The sequence below is a fragment of the Achromobacter sp. NFACC18-2 genome, assembly GCF_900108985.1.
Classification (GTDB): Bacteria; Pseudomonadota; Gammaproteobacteria; order Burkholderiales; family Burkholderiaceae_B; genus Achromobacter.
Genome location: NZ_FNYM01000012.1, coordinates 122,959 through 142,861 on the forward strand (window position 1 = coordinate 122,959; position 19,903 = coordinate 142,861).

Consider the following 19,903-nt stretch of genomic DNA (forward strand, 5'->3'; position numbering starts at 1 on the left):
TTTATACAGAAATTTTGGATTTTCGTCTGATACGCCCCGGCGCCATGGTTGATTCCCCCCGCATCCTGACCGGCACCGCCTCCTGGACCGACCCCACCCTGCTGGCCTCGCGCCGCTTCTATCCCCCTGAGGCGCGCAGCGCCGAAGCGCGGCTGCGCTTTTACGCGTCGCGCTTTTCGCTGGCGGAGGTCGATTCCAGCTTTTACGCGCTGCCCACGCCGGAAAACGCCTACCTGTGGGCCACCCGGACGCCGGACGACTTCGTCTTCAATATCAAGGCTTTCCGGCTGTTCACCGGTCACCAGACGCCGCTTTCGGCCCTGCCCGGCGACATCCGGCGCGAGCTGGCGGACTGGCCGGAGCCGGTGCTCTACCACGACCAACTGCCGCCCGACCTGCGTGACGAACTCTGGCGGCGCTACCAGCTTGCCCTCGAACCGCTGCGGCTGCCGGGCAAGCTGGGCGCGGTGCATTTCCAGTTTCCGCCCTGGATACGGCGCGACGCCCGCGGCAAGGCGCGCGTGGCGGACTGCGCGCGGCGCATGGAAGATCACCGGGTATCCGTGGAGTTCCGGCACCGCAGTTGGTTCGACGGCCCCGCCGCCACCGCGGACACGCTGGCCTTCGAACGCGACCTGGGCGTGGTGCATACGGTCGTGGACGCACCGCAAGGCTTTGACAACACCGTGCCCGCGGTCTGGGAAAGCACGCATCCGGATCTGACGCTGCTGCGGCTGCACGGGCGCAACGCGGCGACCTGGAACGCGTCGGGTCCGGCGTCGTCGGGACGATTCCAGTACGAATACTCGGAAGAAGAGCTGGCCGAACTGGTGGCCCGGTTCACCCGGCTGGCGTCACAGTCGGCCCAGGCGCACGCCGTGTTCAACACCAACTTCGAAGACCAGGGCATGCGCAACGCCGCGGCCTTCGCATCGGCGCTGCGGCTGCCGGGCGTGTAGTCGGGCATTAGGTAGGTGTCTGACACCCGCAGAACCCATCTTCAATCCACGCCGGTGCCACAAGGGTGTCAGACACCGGTCGCACCCATCGCCGCGGCCAACGCTGGCTTTCGCGCCACTTCCGCCAGGCTTTCCAGCAGCACCTCGAACTTGCGCGCGATGTCGTGCTCGGGCACGCAGGCGTAGCCCAGCAGCAGGCCAGGCCGCCGCCCCTCGTCGTTGACGTAGTAGCGCGACAGCGCCCGCGTCAGCACGCCCTTGCTGCGCGCCACCTCCACCACGCGCAGGTCGTCCATGTCCGGCGGCAGCGTCAGCACCAGGTGCAGGCCGGCCATGCTGGCGTCGCGGTACAGCCAGTCCGGCCCCAGCCGCCGTTCGATCAGGTTGACCAGCATGGCGCGGCGCCGCCCGTACAGCATGCGCATGCGTCGGATGTGGGCCGCGTAGTGGCCTTCGGAAATGAAGATCGCCAGCGCCGCGTGCGTCATCAGGTGCCCTTCCCGGTACAGCTCCGCGTGCGCGGCCTGGAACGCCGCGGTCAGGGCCTTGGGCAGCACCAGGTAACCCACGCGAAGACCCGGGTACAGCGTCTTGCTGAAGGTGCCCATGTAAATCACCGGCGCATCGGGCTCCAGGCCCAGCAGCGAGGCGATGGGCCGGCCCGAGAAGCGGAATTCGCTGTCGTAGTCGTCTTCGATGATCCAGCTTGCGCTCTGGCGCGCCACCGCCAGCAACTGGCGCCGGCGCGCCAGCGACATGACGGGCCCCAGCGGGTACTGGTGCGACGGCGTCACAAAGATGAAGCGCGGCGGCGTGCCGGGGGTATCGGGCAGGCGCATGCCCTCCTCGTCCACCGGCAGGTGCACGGTGCGCAGGCCGTTGGCCTGCAGGATGGTGCGCGCGCCCCAATACCCCGGGTCTTCGACCCACGCGGTCTCGCCCGCCTCGCCCAGGATGCGGGTGGTCAGGTCGATGGCCTGGTGGGAGCCTTCGGTGATGATGATCTGCTCGGGGTCGCAGTCGATCGACCGCGTCAGCGCCAGATGCTGCGCCAGCGCCTCGCGCAGCGCGGGCAGGCCGCCGCCGTACGAATAGCTCAGCAGGTCCGGCGACGGATTGCGCCACAGCGCGCTGTGGATGCGGCCGAACTTCTTGTGCGGGAACTCGGTCAGGTCGGGCACGCCCGGCATGAAGGCGCCCCACTGGTAGGGCGAGGCCGACGCCCCGTCCACGATGGCCGCGCCGCGCGGCGACAGGGCCGGACGCGCCTGCGCCTGCTGCGCCTGGCGCGCGCGCCGGCCGCTGGCCAGGTAGGAATCGGGCACCGACGCGTTGACGAAGGTGCCGTTGCCCTGCCGGCTGCGGGTATAGCCTTCGGCCAGAAGCTGGCTGTAGACGTGGACCACGGTGTTGCGGGCGATGCCCAGCTCGGCCGCCAGGTCGCGCGTGGCGGGCAGGCGCGAGTCCGCGGCAATGGATCCATCCAGGATGGCTTCGCGGATGCCACGGTACAGCCGCTTGTTCATGGGCTCGCTGGCGCCGTCGGCCAGACGCAGCAGCAGCAGATCACCGACAATGGACCGCAATTGGTTCTACCTGATTTATCAAAGTGGTTCCCACAAGTGGGGCCATCGTAGCATTAAATAGGTGCTTTACCGCCCATCACTCTCATCGAGACCGAGATGAAGAATCAGGATCTGAATACCCGCCGTTCCCTGGCCACGCCGCGCGGCGTCGGCGTCATGTGCGACTTCTATGCCGTGCGCGCGGAAAACGCCACGCTGTGGGACGCCGAGGGCAAGGAATACATCGATTTCGCGGGCGGCATCGCCGTCCTGAACACCGGCCACCTGCACCCGAAGGTCAAGGCCGCGGTCGCCGCGCAACTGGACAACTTCACGCACACGGCCTACCAGATCGTGCCGTATGAAGGCTATATCTCGCTGGCCGAGCGCATCAACCGCCTAGCCCCCATCGACGGCCTGAAGAAGACCGCCTTCTTCACGACCGGCGTCGAAGCCGTCGAAAACGCCGTCAAGATCGCCCGGTCGGCCACGGGCCGCTCTGGCGTCATCGCCTTCTCGGGCTCCTTCCATGGCCGCACGATGCTGGGCATGGCGCTGACCGGCAAGGTCGCCCCCTACAAGCTGTCGTTCGGCCCCATGCCCGGCGACATCTATCACGTGCCGTTCCCCAACGCCACGCAGTCCATCAGCGTGGCCGATTCGCTCAAGGCGCTGGACCTGCTGTTCAAGGTGGACATCGATCCCAAGCGCGTCGCGGCCATCATCATCGAGCCCGTGCAGGGCGAAGGCGGCTTCAACATCACGCCGCCCGAACTGATGACGGCGCTGCGCAAAGTCTGCGACGAACACGGCATCCTGCTGATCGCCGACGAAGTCCAGACGGGCTTTGGCCGCACCGGCAAGCTGTTCGCCATGGAACACCACAGCGTGCAGGCCGACCTCATCACCATGGCCAAGAGCCTGGGCGGCGGCCTGCCGATCTCCGGCGTGGTCGGCCGCGCCGACGTGATGGACGGTCCCGCCGCGGGCGGCCTGGGCGGCACCTACGCCGGCAACCCGCTGGCGGTCGCCGCCGCGCATGCCGTGCTGGACGTGATCGCCGAGGAAAAGCTGTGCGAACGCGCCACCCAACTGGGCGACAAGCTGCGCGCGCACCTGGAAGGGCTGCGTGGCAAGGTGCCCGGCATCGCCGACGTGCGCGGCCTGGGCTCGATGGTGGCGCTGGAACTGAACGACGCGGCCGGCAAGCCCGACGCCGAAGCGGTCAAGCGCGTGCAACAGCGCGCCATCGAGAAAGGCCTGATTTTGCTAAGCTGCGGTGTGTATGGGAACGTCCTGCGCTTCCTGTATCCCTTGACCATTCCCGACGCCCAGTTCGCACGCGCGCTGGATATCCTGTCCGAGGCGCTGGCCGCCTGAGGCGACAGGCCCTGAATAACCGGTTATTCGGCCGGCAGGAACAACGATTGCGGGCGTAGCAGGCAAGGCGGCTTGATAACCAGGCCGCACGCCTGCCGCGCCCGCAGTCGCTTGGCTCGCCGCGCCTTTCAAGGAGACTCCCGACATGACAGCATTGACCCATCCCCTCTCGCGTCCCGACCTGCTGCGCGACGCCTGCTACATCGACGGCAAGTGGGTAGGCGCCAACGGCGGCGCATCCATTCCCGTGGACAACCCCTCCACCGGCAAGACCATCGTGTCGGTGCCCAAGCTGGGCCGCAAGGAAACCGAACAGGCCATCGCCAGCGCCCAGGCCGCGCTGCCCGCCTGGAGCGCCAAGACCGGCAAGGAACGCGCCGCGATCCTGCTGAAGTGGGCGCAGCTCATGATGCAGAACCAGCAGGACCTGGCCGCCATCATGACGTCCGAACAGGGCAAGCCCGTCACCGAAGCCGCGGGCGAAATCGCCTACGCCGCCTCGTTCCTGGAGTGGTTCGCCGAAGAAGCCAAGCGCATCGACGGCGACATCCTGCAAAGCCCCAAGGCCGGCCAGCGCCTGATGGCGCTCAAGCAGCCCATCGGCGTCACCGCCGCGATCACGCCCTGGAACTTCCCCGCCGCCATGATCACCCGCAAGGTCGGCCCCGCGCTGGCCGCCGGCTGCACCATGGTGGTCAAGCCCGCGCAGCAGACGCCGCTGACCGCGCTGGCGCTGGCGGTGCTGGCCGAGGAAGCCGGCGTGCCGGCCGGCGTGTTCCACGTCATCACCGGCAGCTCGCGCGACATCGGCGCGGCCCTGTGCGAAAGCGACGTCGTGCGCAAGCTGAGCTTCACGGGCTCGACCGAAGTCGGCCGCACGCTGATGGAGCAATGCGCCCCCACCATCAAGAAGCTGTCGCTGGAACTGGGCGGCAACGCGCCCTTCATCGTGTTCGACGATGCCGACCTGGACAAGGCGGTCGACGGCATCCTCGCCTCGAAGTACCGCAACGCCGGCCAGACCTGCGTGTGCGCCAACCGCATCTACGTGCAGGCCGGCGTCTACGAAGAAGTCGCCAAGCGCCTGGTCGCCAAGGTCAACGCCATGAAGGTGGGCGACGGCTTTGAAGACGGCGTGACGCAGGGCCCGCTGATCGACCGCAACGCCGTGGAAAAGGTGCAGGAGCACATCGCCGACGCCACGGCGAACGGCGCCAAGGTCATCGCCGGCGGCAAGCCGCACGCCAAGGGCGGCACGTTCTTCGAACCGACCGTCGTGCGCGACGTGACCCAGTCGATGCGCTTTGCCAGCGAAGAGACCTTCGGCCCGGTGGCGCCGCTGTTCCGCTTTGACGCCGAAGACGAAGTCATCGGCATGGCCAACGACACCATCTTCGGCCTGGCCGCCTACTTCTTCACCCGCGACTACGCCCGCATCTGGCGCGTGTCCGAGGCGCTGGAATATGGCATCGTCGGCATCAACACCGGCCTCATCTCCAACGAGGTCGGCCCCTTCGGCGGCGTCAAGCAGTCGGGCCTGGGCCGCGAAGGCTCCAAGTACGGCATCGAAGAGTACCTGGAGATCAAGTACCTCTGCGTCGACCTGGGCGCATGATGTCCGGCGCGCGCGTATCGACCACGCCATGTGGCCGATACGCGCGCGCGCTTCATTCGGATACGCTCCAGGCATGGTAGATTTGCGCGTTCCCTGGACGAGTCCGTATGAGCAGAACCTTCACCCTTGAGGACACCCGCAAGCTGGCGGCCATCCTGGCGGAATCCGCGCAAACCGAGGTCATGCCCCGCTTTCGCAACCTGCCCGAAGGGTCGGTGCGCGGCAAAAGCTCCGTGCGCGATCTGGTCACCGACGCCGACGAAGCCGCCGAACGCCTGATCGCATCGCGCCTGGGCAAGCTGCATCCCGGCGCCGTGCTGATCGGCGAGGAAGCCTCCGCGCGCAATCCCGCCCTCTTGAACATGCTGGTCGACGCCGACCTGGCTTTCCTCATCGATCCCATCGACGGCACGCGCAATTACGTCGCCGGCCTGCCGCTCTTCGGCATGATGATAGCGGCCTGCCATCGCGGCGACGTGATCGCCGGCGTGATCTACGACCCGGTCAGCCGCGACAGCGCGCTGGCCGTGCGCGGCGAAGGCGCCTGGCTCGAATATGAAGGCGGCCGGCGGGTCCCCCTCACCGTCGCGCCTCCCGCGCCCCCCGAAGACATGGACGGCTTCATCGCCACCGGCGCCCTGCCCGAGCCGCTGCGCACCACCGTCAACGGCAACCTCTCGCGCCTTGGCAGCACGGCCAGCCTGCGGTGCGCCGCGCACGAGTACCGCATGCTCGCGGCCGGCCACTGCCATGTCTCGCTGTACAACCAGCTCACCGCATGGGACCACGCCGCCGGCTGGCTGCTGCACCGGGAAGCGGGCGGCTACGCCGCGCATTTCGACGGCTCCCCCTACAAGCCCACCCATCGCAGCGGCGGACTGCTGTACGCGCCGGACGCAGGAAGCTGGCACGCAGCGCGCAAGGCGCTGCTCGGGGACGCATCGGAAGGCATCGAAACGTGACAGAGGCTTGACAGAAGCGGATACGCCACCCCTGAAAATATGGGGTTATCCCTAGGAGTTATCCCCAGTTCCTGTGGACAACCCTATGGAAAGGTCTGTAACCGGCCGAAAAAAACGTTGCCCGGCAAGCACTTGCTTAGACCGGTCAACAACTTCCCGCCCCACCCGGCCGGGCGCCCGCGCGCTACAGCGACTCCAGCGCCAGCGCGCAGGGCTGCTCCACCTTGAGGGTCAGGAGGCTGTCGGCGCGGGTGCGGCCCAGGTTGATGGCGGCAATGGGAATCCCGTTGCGCGAGGCGGCGGTCACGAAACGGTAGCCCGAATACACCATCAGCGACGAGCCCACCACCAGCACGGCGTCGGCGCCCTCCAGGCCCGCGTTGGCCCGGTCCACCCGCTCGCGCGGCACGGTTTCGCCGAAGAACACCACATCCGGCTTGACGATGCCGCCGCAGCGCGGACAGGGCGGCACGGCAAAGCGCGAAAAGTCGTGGCCATCGAGATCGGCGTCGCCATCGGGCGCATCGCTGGCCTCGAACTTCATCCAGTCCGGGTTCAGCGCGTGCAGCGCGTCCTGCCAGTCGTGGCGGCCGCCGCGCCAGTCGCAATTCATGCAGCGCACGGCGTCCAGCCGCCCGTGCAGGTCCACCACGTCGTGGCTGCCGGCGGCCTCGTGCAGGCCGTCGACGTTCTGCGTCACCAGGATGGACACATGGCCGCGCGCCTGCAGGCGCGCCAGCGCAAGGTGCGAGGCATTGGGCCGCACCTGCCCGAAGCGGCGCCAGCCCACCATGCTGCGCGCCCAATAGCGCGACCGGGCCAGCTCGCCGCCCATGAAGGTCTGCAGCGTCATGGGCTGCTGGCGCTTCCACTCGCCGTCGGTGTCCCGGTAATCGGGGATGCCGGAATCGGTGCTGACCCCTGCTCCGGTCAGGACGAACAGCCGGGGGTGGCGGTCGATGAAGCCGCGCAGCGCGGCCAGCTCCGAATGTGCGGTATCCAATCCTCGATTCTCCACGTGGTGGCGGGCGGTGTTCAGCCGCCCAGGCCGCAATCCGGCATGTCGCTGACCAGGCTGGCCTGCGTGACGTTGCTGCCCGGCGGCACGCTGCGCGTGAGCCAGACGTTGCCGCCGATGGTCGAGCCCTTGCCGATGGTCACCCGGCCCAGGATCGTCGCGCCCGCATAGATGACCACATCGTCCTCGATCAGCGGGTGGCGCGGCAGGCCCTTCTTGAGTTCGCCGTTTTCGCCGGGCGGAAAGCGCTTGGCGCCCAGCGTGACCATCTGGTAGAGCCGCACGCGGTCGCCGATGATGGCGGTCTCTCCGATCACCACGCCGGTGCCGTGGTCGATGAAGAAGCTGCGGCCGATGGTGGCGCCGGGGTGGATGTCGATGCCGGTATCCGCGTGCGCGATCTCGGCCACGATGCGCGCCAGCATCGGCACGCCCAGGCGGTACAGGACGTTGGCGAGGCGGTGATGGATCATGGCCACCACGCCCGGATAGCACAACAGGACTTCGTCGACGCTGTGCGCCGCGGGATCGCCCTGGTAGGCGGCCATCACGTCCAGGTCGAGCGCCGCGCGCAGCGCGGGCAGCTCGGCGCCGAACTGCCGCACGATGTCGATGGCGCGCTGCTGCGTGTGCGCCAGCAGCGTGGGGTCGTCGCGGTTCACATACTGCAGTTCCAGCCCGACCTGGTGCAGCAAGGCATCCAGCGCGGCGCCGATGGTGTGGCCCACGTAGAAGTCCTCGACCTCTTCGCGCAGGTCGATGGGCCCCAATCGCATGGGGAACAAGGCGCCACAGAGGCTCTTGACGATCTGGCGCAGGCTTTCCTGCGACGGGAATTCACGCGCGCCGGCGTCGTCGCGCAGGCGTCCGCGCGGGCCGCGCCAGGCGACGCGCGCCTCGCGCAGGCCGGACACGATGCTGTCCAGGTTCCAGTGCGCGGTGGGCAGGTAGGTGGGGCCGTTCATTGCCGAGCTCCCGAAAGGGGGCCGGCGGATCGGACGGAGGGATGGATCTCGAACATGGAGTTTGCCTCGCTGACGATGCGAAGCCCCCGGCCGGTGCGCCGGGCAATGCTGCTTCGCAATATTTCCGTCAACTGTAACCGCTCCGGCGCATCGGCTGGAAGTCATCCGATATGGCGTTGGGGTTTTGCGGCGTGCGCGCTCGGTGTGCGCATCATGCGGCGGCCGGTTCCACCTCGTACCCCTGCGGGTTGCCCTGTTGCCAGCGCCAGCCGTCCGCGCACATGGATTCCACGTCGTAGGTGCTGCGCCATCCCAGCAGCGACGCCGCCAGCGCGGGGTTGGCCCACATGCGCTCGACATCGCCCGCGCGCCGCGGCAGGACACGCAGCGGGATCTTGCAGCCGTTGACCCGTTCGAACGCGCGCACCAGCTCCAGGACGCTGGTGCCCTGCCCCGTGCCCAGGTTGACGGCGACAAAGCCGGGATGGGCGTCGGCATAGGCCAGCGCCTGCACGTGTCCGCGCGCCAGGTCCATGACGTGCAGGTAATCGCGCACGCCGGTGCCGTCAACGGTGTCGTAGTCGTCGCCGAACACGCGCAGGAAGGGCTGGCGTCCCACCGCCACCTGCGTGATGAATGGAAAGAGATTGTTGGGCAGGTCGCGCGGACTTTCACCGATCAGGCCGCTGGGGTGGGCGCCGATGGGATTGAAGTAGCGCAGCGTGACGACGCTGAACGCCGGACTGGCCACGCACAGGTCGCGCAGCATGTCCTCGACGATCAGCTTGGTCCGGCCGTAGGGGTTGGTCGGCGCCAGCGGATGGGCCTCGGTGAACGGCAGGTACTGCGGTTCACCATAGACCGTCGCCGACGAGCTGAACACCAGCCGCGACACGCCGGCCTCGCGCATGGCGCTCAGCAGCACGAGCGACCCCTGCACATTGTTGTCGTAGTACTTGAGCGGGTCCGCCACCGACTCGCCCACCGCCTTGCAGCCGGCCAGGTGCAGCACGGACTGCACCGGCCTGCCCCGGGCCGCGGCATCCGCCAGCACCGAGGCCACCAGGCCCGGCGTGCGGATGTCGCCTTCGATCAACGGGATGGGTGCGCCGCAAAGCTGCTCCACGCGGCGCACGGCCTCGCGGCTGCCGTTGCTGAAGTTGTCCAGCACCAGCGGCCGCAGGCCTGCCGCGAGCATCGCCACCAGGGTATGCGTGCCGATGTAGCCTGCGCCGCCCGTCACCAGCACGTGCGTGTCCGGCATGTCCGCGCTCCGTCAGAGATGGGCCGTCATGCCCGGCACCCACGCATGGCGGGGACGCGGCGCCTGCGCGTGGCTGCGGTAGCGGTCGATCCAGTACGACGTCGACGCATCGTGGCCCCAATCGACCACGCCCGCCGACACCGGCACCGCCAGCTCGCGCTCGATGCCGCTGGCCAGCCGCTTGCCCAGTTCCACGCCATATTGGTCGAACGGGTTGATGCCCCAGACCACGCTCTGCACGAACACCTTGTGCTCGTACAGGGCCAGCAGCGCGCCCAGGCCGCGCGGATCGAGCTGGCGCAGGACGATCAGGGTCGAAGGCCGTCCGCCCGGGTGCACCATGTGGTGCGCCAGGCTGAGCGCGCGCTCCTGGTCGTCGATGTGCGCCACGTCCAGCAGCGCCTGCTCCAGGCTCTTGCCGCGCAGCAGCGCCTGACGCTGCGCCAGGCAGTTGGCCAGCAGCATGCGGTGCGCGTCGGGACTGTCGGCATGGCCCTGCAGGCTGGCGATGAAGTCCACCGGCGCGCCTTCCTCGCTCTGGTGCAGCCACTGGAAGAAAGTGTGCTGCCCGTCGGTGCCCGGCATGCCCCAGATGATGGGCGCCGTCGGCACGCCGACCGCGGCGCCATCGCCCGCGACCCGCTTGCCCAGCGATTCCATCTCGAGCTGCTGCAGGTAGGTCACCAGATGCAGCAGGCGCGCGCTATAGGCGGCGACGTTCAGCGAATTGAATCCCAGCACGCTGCAATTGACCAGCCCGGCCAGCGCCAGCTGCACCGGCGCGTTGGAGGCGAACGGGGCCTGCTTGAAGTGCTGGTCCATGGCCTCGGCCCCGGCGCGCATGCCGATCAGCACGTCGGCGCCCACGGTGAGCGCAATCGACAGGCCGGCGACCGACCACACGGAATAGCGTCCGCCCACCCAGTCGCACATCTTGAAGACCTGGCTGGAAGGCACGCCCAGCGCACGGGCGGCCGGGGCGTTGGCGGTCACCGCCGCCAGGTGGTCGGACACGTCGGCCACGCCGCCCTGCTTGAGCCACGCGATCGCCGCGCGGGCGTTGTGCAGGGTCTCGGACGTGGTGAACGATTTGGACGACACGACCACCAGCGTGCGGCGCGGGTCCAGCCCGGCCACAGCGTCATGGAAGGCATGGCCGCAGATATTGGACACGAAGCGGATCTGGCGGCGCTGCAGCGGTCCGCCGAAGGCCTGCACCGCCAGGCGCGGCCCCCAGTCGCTGCCGCCGATGCCGATGTGCAGGACGTTGGAAAAATCGGCCGTCTGGTCCACGCGCCGCACGAAGTCGGTCATGCGCGAATACTCGCAGACGGAGTCCGCGTCCTGCCCTTCCGGCTGTTCGCGCGTGCGCCCGGCCCGCAACGCGGTATGCCATGCCGCCCGGTTTTCGGTCCAGTTGACCGGCTCCCCGGCAAACAGCGCGCGTCGCGCCTCGTCCAGTCCACGCGCCTGCAGCAGCGCCTGTCCGGCGCTGTCCAGCGCCGCAGACTGGCGCTGCATGGTCAGGTCCACGCACAACCCTGCCGCTTCGATCACCTTGAGCGCGCTGGCGTCCAATTCGGCGCTTTGCGCGGCCTGCGCGAAAGCCACCCACTCCGGGCTGTCCGCCAGCCCGGAGTCTGCCCTTAACGCCTCAATCGCCTGTTGAGCCTTTCCCATCGCGTGATGCTCCTTAGAACGGTAAACGAATGTGAGGTGCAATGCGCTTGAACGCCTTGCGGAAGTCCTCCTCGATACGAGCCAGTGCGGCCACGTTGTCTCCTTCGAACCGGAGTACCACCGTCGGCGTGGTGTTGGACGGACGCGCGAGGCCGAAGCCGTCGGCGTAGTCCACACGGATCCCGTCGAGCTCGTTGATCGACACTGCACCGGGGAATTCCCCTTGATCGCGCAGCGCCTGCACCAGCTCGACGCCTTCGGTGGTTTCCAGTTTCAATTCGGGGGTGGCGCAGGACTGCGGCAAGCTTTCCAGCAAAGCCGAGGGGTCCGGCGCCGACGACAGGATCTCCAGCAGGCGGGCGGCGGCATAGATGCCGTCGTCAAAGCCATACCAGCGCTCCCTGAAGAAAATGTGGCCGCTCATCTCCCCAGCAAGTAGCGCTCCCGACTCGCGCATCTTGGCCTTGATCAGGGAATGTCCCGTCTTCCACATGGTGGCTTTGCCGCCCGCCTCGGTGATGGCGCGGGCCACGTGGCGGCTGCACTTGACGTCATAAATGACCTCGGCGCCCGGGTTGCGCGCCAGCACGTCGCGCGCAAAGAGGATGAGCTGGCGATCCGGCCAGATTATCTGTCCCGATTTTGTCACCACCCCGAGGCGGTCGCCGTCGCCGTCGAATGCCAGGCCGACCTCGCAGTCCGAATAACGCAGGCAATAGATCAGGTCCTGCAGGTTGTGCGGGTCGGCCGGATCGGGATGGTGGCCGGGGAAGGACCCATCCACCTCGCAGAACAGCTCCGTCACTTCGCAGCCCAGCGCGCGGAACAGCGCCGGCGCCACCGCGCCCGCCACGCCGCTGCCGCAGTCGATGGCGATCTTCATGGGACGGGCCATGCGGATGTCGCCCACCAGGCGCGCCGCGTAGCAGGGCGTGATCTGCATCTGCGTGCGGCCGCCGGGCGTGGCCGCCGCCTCGATCGGCAGGCGCATGGCATCGCGCAGGGCGGTCAGGCCCTCGCCATACAGCGACCCGCCTTCCATCACGATCTTGAAACCGTTGTGCGCGGGGGGATTGTGGCTGCCCGTCACGGCGATGCCGGTGCCGGTGTCCATCAGCCGCGTCGTGAAATACACCATCGGGGTGGTCGCCATGCCGATGTCGATGACGTGCATGCCGGCCGAGCGCAGCCCGGCCTGCAGCGCCGCGGAAAGCTCCACGCTGCTCAGCCTGCCGTCCCTGCCCACCACGATCGACCGCGCCCCCTGCTCGCGGGCCTTGGTGCCCACCGCCATCCCCAGGCTGTGGGCAAACCTTGCATCCAACTCGTCCGGCACCGTCCCGCGTATGTCATAAGCCTTGAAAACCGCATCCAGGATTTGCGGCGTTTCCCACCCAAAAGTTCCATGCATGCCAGTTTCTCCGGGTGGCGTTCACTTGGGACCGTTCTGTTTCAAATCGCCGTAGTACGCCGCGCGGGAGTATCGATAACCACCGTACTTGGAGCGGAAGCCGAAGCGCTCGGGCAGCAGCTTGAGACCGTTGAACAGCACACCGTCCACCGGCGCGCCCGCCTGGATCAGGCGCTTGGCCGTCTCGCGGATCTCGCCCACCGTGTTCATGCCCGACCGCACCACCACCATGACCGCGGCGGCATGCGTGCCCACCACGGCCGCGTCCGGAGACGACAGCACGGGCGCCGTGTCCAGGATCACCATGTCGTACTGCGTCGCCAGTTCACGCAGGGTTTCGCCGAACACCGGCGAGGCCAGCAGCTCGGAAGGATCGAAGGTGACGGCGCCCGTGGCGATGAAGTCCACGCCCTCGGACACGCTGTGCTTTCTGACGCGGCTGAGCGGGATCGTGCCGGTCAGCACTTCGAACAGGCCGTCCTCCTTCGGCACGCCGAAGTAGCGGTTGAGCTGGCCCTTGCGGAAGTCGGCATCGATCAGCAGCACGCGCTTGCCCACGCCGCCCTGGATGAAGGCAAAATTGGCGGACAGGAAGGATTTGCCCACGCCCGCCACCGGACCGGTGAACATGACCATGTTGTTGGTCGACTGGCGCAGCGACGCCTGCAGCACGTTGCGGAAGGCCCGCAGGCTTTCGATGGGCGGCGAGTTGCCCTGGCTCTGGGCCAGCAGCGCCGGCACGGTGGCGTTCTTGCGCCGGCTGCGGCGCCACAGCTTGTCCTGCACATCGCTGTACGGAATGGCGGCCAGCACCGGAAGGCCCGTGTGGCGCTCGACGTCTTCCGGCTCGGACAGGCCGCCGAACAGCGCGTTGCGCACGAACGCGCACAGCATCGCGAAGATCAGCCCGATGGCCGTGGCCACGCCGATGATGATCGCGGCCTTGGGGCGGACCGGCTTGTCGGGCTGCACGGCCGCGTCCAGGATGCGCACGTTGCCCACCTTGCCGGCGCGGATCAGCTTGAGCTGCTGGGTGTTGTTGAGCAGCGCGGTGTAGAGCTCGGTGTTCACGCGCACGTCGCGCACCAGGCGCACCACGTCCTGCTCCAGGTCGGGAAGCTGCCTGATGTTGTTGCCCAGGCGGTTGACGTCGCCCGTCAGGGACGCGATCTGGCGGTCGATGCCCACGATGCTCGGGTGCGTCGGCGCAAAGCGCGTGATGAGTTCCTGGCGCTTCTGGCGCAGTTCCATCACCCGGGTCTGCGCGTCCACCGATTGCGCGAGGATCAGCTTGGCCTCTTCGCTCAGGTCGATCGTGCCGCGCTTGTTGCGCAGCGCGTTGTACTTGGTTTCCGCGGCATCCAGCTCGGACTTGAGCTGCGGGAGCTGCTGCTCAAGAAAGGCCAGCGACTTCTCGGCCTGCGCCGACTTGCGGTTCACGTTCTGCTGGACATATTCCTGGCCGATCTGGTTGAGCACCGCCGTGGTCAGCGCGGGATCGTTGCCTTCCAGCGTGACGCCGATCACGCCCGAGGCGCGGCCGCGCTCGAAGATGCCCATGCGCGCCTGCACGTTCTCGATCGCCGCCAGGCGGGAACTGCGCGACACCGTGAACTCGGTGCCCGGCCGCCCCGACAACGCATCGACGTGCACATCCATCGCCCCGCCGCCCGGCAGCAGGAAGCGCTCGGGCTTGCCCACCGCGCCGGTGAAGGTGGCGCCGGTCAGCTTGTCGCTCAGCGTGTAGCGGCCTTCTCCCAGCGTGGTCACGCGAAACGGCTTGCCCAGCCATTCATCGGGCACGTCCAGTTGCGAAATCGCGATGGACTCGCCGCCCCAGGCGTAGCCCCCGCGCGGCAAGCCGGACGGATACGGCAGGCTTTCATAGCGCTGCGCCAGCCACTCGCCCACCACCGGGAAGTAGCGCGGCTTGGCGTGGATGTAGAGCAGGAACTTGTCGACGGCCGGGCCGACGACCATGCGCGAGCGCAGCACTTCCATTTCACCCGACGTTTCCGCCTTGGTATCGAACATCGACGACACATCGCCCAGCAGGCTGCGCGCCTGCCCGTTCGGAAGCTCCTCTTCAACCTGCACGATGATGTCGGCCGAATAGACTTTGGGCGTCACCATCACATACGCCAAAGCGCCGAGAAACGCGAGCAGGGTGATCCCAATGATCATCCATCGGTTGGAGAAAATGGCATCCACGTGGGACGACAAGGGGGTTTCCTGTTGACGGGCCGGGACGGACGGCTCGAAAGATTCGATGGGCAACGACATGCAGCTCTCCAGGAGAGGGCGCCGCCGCGGATGCGGCGCCCCCAAAGGCGGTTTTTGAGGCGGACTACTAATCGATGGACCGGACGGTCTGTACGGTTTGCGCGCTCGGGAACAGGTTGCTGATGAAGCGGTTCCACCGCACCAGGCCGGCCGAATCCACGAACACGACATCCTTGGGTTGCAATTCAAACTTGGCGCCCACGGCCAGGGCCTGCGGCGACGCGGCGTTCAAGTGGTAGACCAAAGGCTTTGCCTCCTCCGTGCCGCGCACGACAAATATTTGTGAGGTATCGGCCGTGATCTGGTTCGGCCCGCCTGCCAGGCCCAATGCCTCGGTCAGCGACATGCGTCCATCACGCATGACGGAAGCACCGGGGATGAACACTTCGCCCATCACGAATACTTTGCTGTCGTCGCGCGGCGTGACTCTCACGATGTCCCCTGGCTTGAGCATTACCTGGTTCAGGTCCTGGCCGCGCTCGATCAGCGCGGGAAGGTTCACGCGAGTACGCCGGCCATCGCGGATCACATAGACCGCGCTGCGGTCGCCGGTCGGCAGAATGCCTCCGGCCCGGTTGAGCGCCTCCAACAGGGTCATGGGAACATCGTTGATCGCAACCGTGCCCGGCGTCGTCACCTCGCCGTCGACAAAGATGCGCTTACTGCGAAATCCCAGAACGCGTACGGTGATCTGCGGGTCCTGTATGTACTTGCTCGAACTATTCACTATGAGATTGCGAGCCTGAAGTTCCGTCAACCCCGCCACTTTCAGCAGTCCCGTATACGGAAACTGGATATATCCCGAGGATGAGACCGTATAGCCCGGAATGCCCGAGGCGGTATCCCCGATGGCTAGTTCCGTTGCCGCAGACCCGATGGCGTAGGTTTGCGTCGGAAGCACGAGTTCGGGGTGATCCCACACGACGATGGAGAGGATATCTCCCGGCCCGATGAGGTAGGGTCCCGGCTTGCCGATCAGGTGGCTGACGCCTTCGTTGTCCAGCAGCGCCTCGCGTGCGCGCTGCTCTTCGAGAACGAGGGATGGCGTGATCTCCTTGATGACGGCCTTGGAGTCCGGATCCAGCGGGTCCGCGAGGTGGTTCGCGCTGAAAGTCATACCGGGAGACAAGGCGCAAGCGCCCAGCGAGGACACGAGCGCGATAGCGGCTATGGCTCGGCTCAACGTTCCGAAAAATGTAGTCATGGCAAATCCACAGTGAATGACTTCGTTGCTTGGAAAGGAGCCCGATGCGTAACGGGTTGCGACATTCCACACTCTTTTCCTAGGCCCGCACATTCGACGGATGCCTTAAGCCTTCTCCTACACCGTTTGGAGGTTTCGGGTAGGCGGCGCACTCAATAAGATTTTGTCGGTAGCCACATGCTTTGCGGCACTGCACAGTTTTTGCTTGGCGCAAAGCGCTCCCTTCCGAACAGGAGTGCGCGATGGACCCGTCCCAAACGGACACGTCGGCAAGATTCAGCGGGACAAGCTATCTCTATCGCTTGCTCGACGCCGCGATCGTCATCACCTGCGGCCTGACTGCCACCGGCTTGAAATTCTCGGATGAAGCCCTGGCGGATCCTCCGCAGATTCATCTGTTCCTGATCTACCTGTGCGGCCTGGGCGCGATCGCGATCTTTCCGGCGTTCCGCCTGTACGTGTCCTGGCGCGGGCGCCTGCTGACCGACCTGCTGGTGCGCAGCATCGCCGCGTGGGCCACCGTGTTCGCGCTTGGCATCTTCGTCAGTTTTCTCATGCACCAGACCGGCGCGATATCCCGCTTATGGGCTGCAACCTGGTTCGGCATGACGGCGCTGGCGCTGGCCGGCGTGCGCGTCGCCGTCTATACGGCGCTGGGCGCGGCGCGCGATCGCGGCCTGGACAAAAAGCGCGTGCTGCTCGTGGGCTTTGGCGCGCTGGGGCACGACATGTGGCGCCGGGTGGAGAAGTACCGCGAGGCCGGCTATCAGATCTCGGGTATCTACGCCGAACCGCATGAGATCCTGCCGCCGCAGGTCCGCCGTCTGCATGGCCTGGAAAACCTGAGCGACTTCGTGCGCGAGAACAAGGTGCGCGAGATCTGGATCGTGCTTCCGATGGAGGCGGGCCAGGAACTACGCGAAGTGCTGTATCACCTGCGCAACGACCTGGTGGATATCCGCTGGATTCCCGATGTGATGTCGATCCAGCTGTTGGGCCACCGCATCGGCGAATTCCTGGGACTGCCCGCCATCCAGCTCAACAGCCTGCCCGCCGCGGGTGTGCGCGGCTGGGCCAAGGAGGCGTTCGACCGCAGCTTCGCGCTGTGCGCGCTGATCGGCCTGGCGCCGGTGATGCTGACGGTGGCCCTGCTGATCAAGCTGACCTCGCGCGGCCCGGTGTTCTTCACGCAGCCGCGGCTGGGCGTGGACGGCAAGGTGTTCCACGTCTACAAGTTCCGCACCATGACCGTGCACCAGGAACAGGGCGTGGTGACGCAGGCCACGCGCAACGACAGCCGGGTCACGCGCATCGGCGGCTTCCTGCGCCGGACCAGCCTGGACGAGTTGCCGCAGTTCCTCAATGTGCTGCGGGGCGACATGTCGGTGGTGGGCCCGCGTCCGCACGCGCTGGAGCACAACGAAATGTACAAGGACCTGGTGCAGCGATACATGATGCGCCATCGCGTCAAGCCGGGCATCACCGGCTGGGCGCAGGTCAACGGCTTTCGTGGACAGACCGACACGCTGCGCAAGATGAGCGACCGCGTCGAGCATGACATCTACTACATCCAGCACTGGACGTTCAGGATGGATCTGCTGATCATCGCCCGCACGGCGATCTCGGGATGGACGGGCCGCAATGTCTACTAAGCCGTTGGGATGGCCCGTGCATGAAGCGCCTTCGGCGCGCCGCGGCATGCTGGCCCGCTCGGACTTCCGCCAGGCGGTGGAGATGCTGCCCCTGGTGTCGATCGACCTGCTGCTGCGCGACGGCGCCGGCAACTACCTGACCGGGCTGCGCGCCAATCCCCCCGCCCAGGGCGCGTGGTTCGTGCCCGGCGGGCGGATCCGCAAGAACGAGCCCCTGCGCGAGGCGCTGCGCCGCATCGTCCAGGACGAGCTGGGCCTGTCGCTGCCCGATCTGGCCTGGACGCCGCGCGGCGTCTACGAGCATTTCTACGGCACCAACTTCGCGGGTGAAGCCGGACGCTCCACCCACTACGTCGTCCTCGCGTACGAGGCCGAGCTTTCCCTGGATACCGCAAGCCTTCCCCTGGCCCAGCACAGCGGCTACCGCTGGCTGCCCGGAGAAGCGATCGCCGCCGATCCCGGCGTGCATCCCTACACCCAGGCCTACTTCAAGGAGTGAGCGCCATGACCAACCCCCCTCCCCCGTACCGGGCAGTCATTCTTTGCGGCGGTTCAGGCTCGCGCCTGTGGCCGTTGTCGCGCGAACTGCTGCCCAAGCAGTTCATCCGTTTGACCGATGACCGCAGTCTGCTGCAGAACACCCTGCTGCGGCTGAGTTCGGCGGGCGCGCAGGCGCGGCCCATGCTCGTCTGCAACGAAGCGCACCGCTACATCGCGGCGGAACAGGCGCAGGAACTGGGGATCAAGGATGTCGAAGTCATCCTGGAGCCGTTCGCGCGCAACACGGCGCCCGCCATCGCCGCCGCCACGCTGCGGGCGATGCAGGATGGCGAAGACCCGGTCATGCTCATCATGCCGTCCGATCATGTGCTGGAAGACGGCGAGGTGCTCAGCGCGGCCTTCACCCAGGCCTACGACGCGGCCCGCCAGGGCGCGCTGGTGACGTTCGGCATCAAGCCGACGGCGCCGCTCAGCGGCTACGGCTACATCCAGGCCGACGAGCCGGGCGCCATGGCCCCGGCGCGCCGCGTGCGCCGCTTCGTCGAAAAGCCGTCGCCCGAGGTCGCCCAGCGCTTCATCGAGGACGGCGGCTACTACTGGAACAGCGGCATGTTCGCCTTCCAGGCGTCGGTCTTCCTGGCCGAGCTGGGACGGCTGGCGCCCAAGATCCTTGAACACGCGCAGGCGGCCGTGGCCACCGGCCATGGCGACAACGGACTGTTCCACCTGGACGGCCCGGCGTTCGAAGCCTGCCCCAGCGACTCGATGGACTACGCCATCATGGAGCGCACCGACAGCGCCGTGGTCATCCCGCTGGCCGCCTCGTGGAGCGACGTCGGGGCCTGGGACGCCGTCTGGGGCATCGCCCAGAAGAGCGTGGAGGGCAATTCCACCACCGGCGACGTCATGGTGGAGGACTCGCGCAACTGCCTCATCCATTCGACCAGCCGGCTGGTGGCATCGGTGGGGCTGGACGACATCGTGGTCATCGAGACGGCCGATGCGGTCCTGGTGGCGCACAAGTCGCGTTCGCAGGACGTCAAGCGCCTGGTGGAGACATTCAAGACCCAGCACCGCGCCGAACTCAACCACCACCGCGAGGTCCAGCGGCCGTGGGGGTCTTACGACTCGGTCGGACAGGGGCCGCGCTACCAGGTCAAGCGCATCACCGTGAAGCCCGGCGCGCGCCTGTCGTCGCAGATGCACCACCATCGCGCCGAACACTGGATCGTGGTGTCGGGCACGGCGCGCATCTACAACGGCGATAAGCAGTACCTGCTGACCGAGAACCAGTCGACCTACATCCCGCTGGGCGAGATCCACAGCCTGGAAAACCCGGGGAAGATCCCGCTGGAGATCATCGAGGTGCAGTCGGGCGCCTACCTCGGCGAAGACGACATCGTCCGTTTCCAGGACATCTACGGCCGTGTCTGAAGTTGATAAG

15 protein-coding genes are annotated in these 19,903 nt (G+C 67.1%); 7 read left to right on the plus strand and 8 right to left on the minus strand.

Features of this window, described 5'->3' with window-relative positions:
• Positions 1-44: 44 nt before the first annotated feature.
• Complete coding sequence (locus tag BMW75_RS18820) at positions 45-959, plus strand: DUF72 domain-containing protein (protein ID WP_092581383.1); 915 nt, start codon at positions 45-47, stop codon at positions 957-959.
• Between the two features lie 68 nt (positions 960-1,027).
• On the opposite strand, the gene BMW75_RS18825 is transcribed toward BMW75_RS18820, so the two are convergent.
• The gene (locus BMW75_RS18825; RefSeq protein ID WP_371467355.1) at positions 1,028-2,545 is read right to left on the minus strand and encodes a MocR-like pyridoxine biosynthesis transcription factor PdxR; all 1,518 of its coding nucleotides are present in this window, start codon (positions 2,543-2,545) and stop codon (positions 1,028-1,030) included.
• Positions 2,546-2,641: 96 nt separating this feature from the next.
• Here BMW75_RS18825 and BMW75_RS18830 point away from each other — a divergent pair, with 96 nt between their 5' ends.
• The 3 genes from BMW75_RS18830 (at position 2,642) to BMW75_RS18840 (ending at position 6,481) form a co-directional block, all read left to right on the plus strand.
• On the plus strand, positions 2,642-3,904 hold the full coding sequence (locus BMW75_RS18830) for a 4-aminobutyrate--2-oxoglutarate transaminase (RefSeq protein WP_076520119.1): 1,263 nt from the start codon (positions 2,642-2,644) through the stop codon (positions 3,902-3,904).
• Between the two features lie 145 nt (positions 3,905-4,049).
• Positions 4,050-5,519 (plus strand): NAD-dependent succinate-semialdehyde dehydrogenase, encoded by a 1,470-nt coding sequence (locus BMW75_RS18835; RefSeq protein ID WP_076520118.1) that lies wholly within the window; start codon positions 4,050-4,052, stop codon positions 5,517-5,519.
• Positions 5,520-5,626: 107 nt separating this feature from the next.
• Positions 5,627-6,481, plus strand: a complete 855-nt coding sequence (locus tag BMW75_RS18840; RefSeq protein ID WP_092581384.1) for an inositol monophosphatase family protein — start codon at positions 5,627-5,629, stop codon at positions 6,479-6,481.
• 184 nt (positions 6,482-6,665) lie between these two features.
• Here BMW75_RS18840 and BMW75_RS18845 read toward each other — a convergent pair whose 3' ends face one another.
• The 7 genes from BMW75_RS18845 to BMW75_RS18875 form a co-directional block, all read right to left on the minus strand.
• A complete protein-coding gene (locus BMW75_RS18845; protein ID WP_092581385.1) occupies positions 6,666-7,484 on the minus strand; it encodes an NAD-dependent protein deacetylase in 819 nt (272 codons plus the stop codon).
• 32 nt (positions 7,485-7,516) lie between these two features.
• Complete coding sequence (gene epsC / locus BMW75_RS18850; RefSeq protein ID WP_076520115.1) at positions 7,517-8,464, minus strand: serine O-acetyltransferase EpsC; 948 nt, start codon at positions 8,462-8,464, stop codon at positions 7,517-7,519.
• Positions 8,465-8,675: 211 nt separating this feature from the next.
• Entirely contained in the window at positions 8,676-9,728 is a 1,053-nt protein-coding gene (gene galE, locus BMW75_RS18855) for a UDP-glucose 4-epimerase GalE (RefSeq protein WP_092581386.1), read from the minus strand.
• A 12-nt stretch (positions 9,729-9,740) separates the two neighbouring features.
• Positions 9,741-11,408, minus strand: coding sequence for a glucose-6-phosphate isomerase (gene pgi / locus BMW75_RS18860; RefSeq protein WP_076520113.1), 1,668 nt, complete (start codon positions 11,406-11,408; stop codon positions 9,741-9,743).
• A gap of 13 nt (positions 11,409-11,421) precedes the next feature.
• Positions 11,422-12,819, minus strand: a complete 1,398-nt coding sequence (locus BMW75_RS18865; RefSeq protein ID WP_092581387.1) for a phosphomannomutase/phosphoglucomutase — start codon at positions 12,817-12,819, stop codon at positions 11,422-11,424.
• 21 nt (positions 12,820-12,840) lie between these two features.
• The gene (locus tag BMW75_RS18870; protein ID WP_092581388.1) at positions 12,841-15,102 is read right to left on the minus strand and encodes a GNVR domain-containing protein; all 2,262 of its coding nucleotides are present in this window, start codon (positions 15,100-15,102) and stop codon (positions 12,841-12,843) included.
• Positions 15,103-15,169: 67 nt separating this feature from the next.
• The gene (locus BMW75_RS18875; protein ID WP_092581389.1) at positions 15,170-16,306 is read right to left on the minus strand and encodes a polysaccharide biosynthesis/export family protein; all 1,137 of its coding nucleotides are present in this window, start codon (positions 16,304-16,306) and stop codon (positions 15,170-15,172) included.
• A 242-nt stretch (positions 16,307-16,548) separates the two neighbouring features.
• Here BMW75_RS18875 and BMW75_RS18880 point away from each other — a divergent pair, with 242 nt between their 5' ends.
• Genes BMW75_RS18880 through BMW75_RS18890 form a run of 3 tightly spaced genes read left to right on the plus strand, consistent with a single transcriptional unit; the run spans position 16,549 to position 19,893 of the window.
• Positions 16,549-17,958 (plus strand): undecaprenyl-phosphate glucose phosphotransferase, encoded by a 1,410-nt coding sequence (locus BMW75_RS18880; protein ID WP_076520109.1) that lies wholly within the window; start codon positions 16,549-16,551, stop codon positions 17,956-17,958.
• A gap of 46 nt (positions 17,959-18,004) precedes the next feature.
• Positions 18,005-18,457 (plus strand): GDP-mannose mannosyl hydrolase, encoded by a 453-nt coding sequence (locus BMW75_RS18885; protein WP_092581455.1) that lies wholly within the window; start codon positions 18,005-18,007, stop codon positions 18,455-18,457.
• A 5-nt stretch (positions 18,458-18,462) separates the two neighbouring features.
• The gene (locus BMW75_RS18890; RefSeq protein ID WP_092581390.1) at positions 18,463-19,893 is read left to right on the plus strand and encodes a mannose-1-phosphate guanylyltransferase/mannose-6-phosphate isomerase; all 1,431 of its coding nucleotides are present in this window, start codon (positions 18,463-18,465) and stop codon (positions 19,891-19,893) included.
• The last annotated feature ends 10 nt before the right edge of the window (positions 19,894-19,903 follow it).